The organism is Leptotrichia sp. OH3620_COT-345, assembly GCF_003932895.1.
Taxonomy (GTDB): Bacteria; Fusobacteriota; Fusobacteriia; order Fusobacteriales; family Leptotrichiaceae; genus Pseudoleptotrichia.
This window is the reverse complement of the sequence record NZ_RQYW01000046.1, coordinates 1-2,248: the sequence shown is the minus strand read 5'-3', so window position 1 is coordinate 2,248 and position 2,248 is coordinate 1. Positions and strand designations below refer to the sequence as shown.

3 protein-coding genes are annotated in these 2,248 nt (G+C 36.0%); all 3 read left to right on the top strand.

Annotation, left to right across the window (positions count from 1 at the left end; all coding sequences use genetic code 11):
* Positions 1-192 precede the first annotated feature (192 nt).
* Positions 193-717, top strand: a complete 525-nt coding sequence (locus EII29_RS11165; protein ID WP_036853255.1) for a bacteriophage terminase small subunit — start codon at positions 193-195, stop codon at positions 715-717.
* Positions 714-944 (top strand): hypothetical protein, encoded by a 231-nt coding sequence (locus tag EII29_RS11160; RefSeq protein WP_036853254.1) that lies wholly within the window; start codon positions 714-716, stop codon positions 942-944. The genes EII29_RS11165 and EII29_RS11160 overlap by 4 nt, the downstream gene beginning before the upstream one ends.
* Before the next feature lie 11 nt (positions 945-955).
* A partial coding sequence (locus EII29_RS11155; RefSeq protein WP_125237583.1) for a terminase TerL endonuclease subunit occupies positions 956-2,248 on the top strand: 1,293 nt, incomplete at its 3' end.

Genomic DNA, 2,248 nt, shown 5'->3' with positions numbered 1-2,248 from the left:
ATCTCGCTAAATCTCGCTAAATCTCGCTAAATCTCAAATAAAAAGGAAATTATATGGCTATATGCTAATATTTTGGCTCGTATGAGCGTGTTTATATCATTACGATATAATTTAAGTCTAATTAACTTAACGCTCACAGGAACGAAAATATAGGCTTTAAACGATATAACCACATTTAAAAGAAAGGATAATATGCAAACACAAAAAGGTGGCAGACCCACAATTTTACCTAAGATGTATGAAGAACCGCTTTTTAGCCAAATCATTGATAAAATTGAATCAGGCTGTAATGACAGAGAAATCTACACCAGTTTGCATTGTTCGGCTAAAACTTTTAGAAAGTGGCGAGATGACAATATAAAGGCGTATGACGAAGCTAAAAGCATTGCTAGGGGAAATCTATTAGAACTAGCCGAAAGTGCCTTAGCGAGCAAACTGACAGTCAGAACGCTAAAAGAAACAGAAACAATATATGACGCTGACGGAAACGTTGAAAAAGTAAAGGTTAAAGAGAAAGAACTTGATAAAGATAGCTTGGTAGCAATGATGGTTGCTAAGGCTGGAAACCCTGAACTTTATAACCCTACTGAATGGCGGAGATTGCAACAGGAAGAATCAAGTGCTCATGACCTTAAAGCTAAAATTGAAGAACTTGACGACTATAAGCTAAGTAAGTATAAAACGCCAGAAATCAAAGTCCCAGAGGGGTTTGAATGAAAAAATATTGGGTAGTTGAAGACCATTTGGGCGGAGGACTTTATCTGATGTCAGAAAATACTTCAGAAAAAGAATTAGAAGAAGTTGAAGATTATTGTGAGACGTGTGGAGACAACGATTCTATTATTGGTCAGTTTTCAAACTGGAAACAACTTAAAAAAGAAATGACTGATGACGAAGGTTGGTGTCCATATTCAGATGAATATTTGCAATCAGTATTTGAATAGAAAGGGAATGAATGTATTATTTAAATAAAATGTTGGAATACAACAAAGAAAACGGCATTATTATTAATAAGTACATTCGCAAGACTATTCAGAAGCAAATACGTATTCATAACAAATATATTTATCGCTATGACCGTGTTACGCAAGCTATTGAATGGATAGAAGACAACTTCTACCTGACTACTGGTAACCTGATGAAAATTGAGCTACTTCCAACACAAAAATGGTGGTATGAGTTAATGTTAGGCTATGATATGGTTGATGAAAAAGGTGTTCAAGTCAACCTAATTAATGAGATTTTTCTTAATTTAGGCCGTGGATCAGGTAAGTCTAGTTTAATGGCTACGCGCGTGCTTAACTGGATGATTTTAGGCGGACAATATGGCGGAGAAAGTCTAGTTATTGCATACGATAATACACAGGCTAGACACGTATTTGACCAAGTTAGGAATCAAACGGAAGCAAGTGATACATTAAGAGTGTACAATGAAAACAAGATTTTCAAGAGTACAAAACAAGGGCTAGAATTTACGTCTTTCAAAACCACTTTTAAAAAGCAAACAAATGATACTTTACGAGCGCAAGGTGGTAACAGTTCCCTTAATATATTTGATGAAGTCCATACCTATGGCGAGGATATAACAGAGTCAGTTAATAAAGGTTCACGTCAAAAACAAGATAACTGGCAAAGTATTTACATCACTTCTGGCGGACTTAAACGCGACGGACTTTATGATAAACTTGTTGAACGATTCAAATCAGAAGAAGAATTTTACAATGATAGGTCATTCGGCTTGCTTTACATGCTAGAAAATCATGAGCAGGTCAAAGATAAAAAGAATTGGACTATGGCTTTACCACTTATTGGCAATGTTCCTAAGTGGTCAGGAGTTATTGAGGAGTACGAGCTTGCGCAAGGAGACCCAGCGTTACAGAATAAGTTCTTAGCGTTTAATATGGGCTTACCTATGCAGGATACAGCTTACTACTTCACTCCGCAAGACACTAAACTAACAGACTTTAATTTATCTGTATTTAATAAAAATAGAACTTATGTCGGAATTGACCTATCCTTAATTGGCGATTTAACCGCTGTATCGTTCGTTTGTGAGTTAGAGGGTAAAACTTACAGCCATACACTTACATTCTCTGTACGTTCGCAATATGAGCAACTGGACACAGAACAGCAAGAACTATGGACTGAATTTGTTGACAGAGGAGAGCTTATTCTACTTGATACGGAATATATAAATGTAAATGACTTAATACCGTATATTAATGACTTTAGAAGTAAGACAGGGTGC

Excerpts from the sequence above, each read along its gene's own strand:
- EII29_RS11165 (WP_036853255.1), top strand. The coding sequence starts at position 193 with ATGCAAACACAAAAAGGTGGCAGACCCACAATTTTACCTAAGATGTAT.
- EII29_RS11160 (WP_036853254.1), top strand. The coding sequence starts at position 714 with ATGAAAAAATATTGGGTAGTTGAAGACCATTTGGGCGGAGGACTTTAT.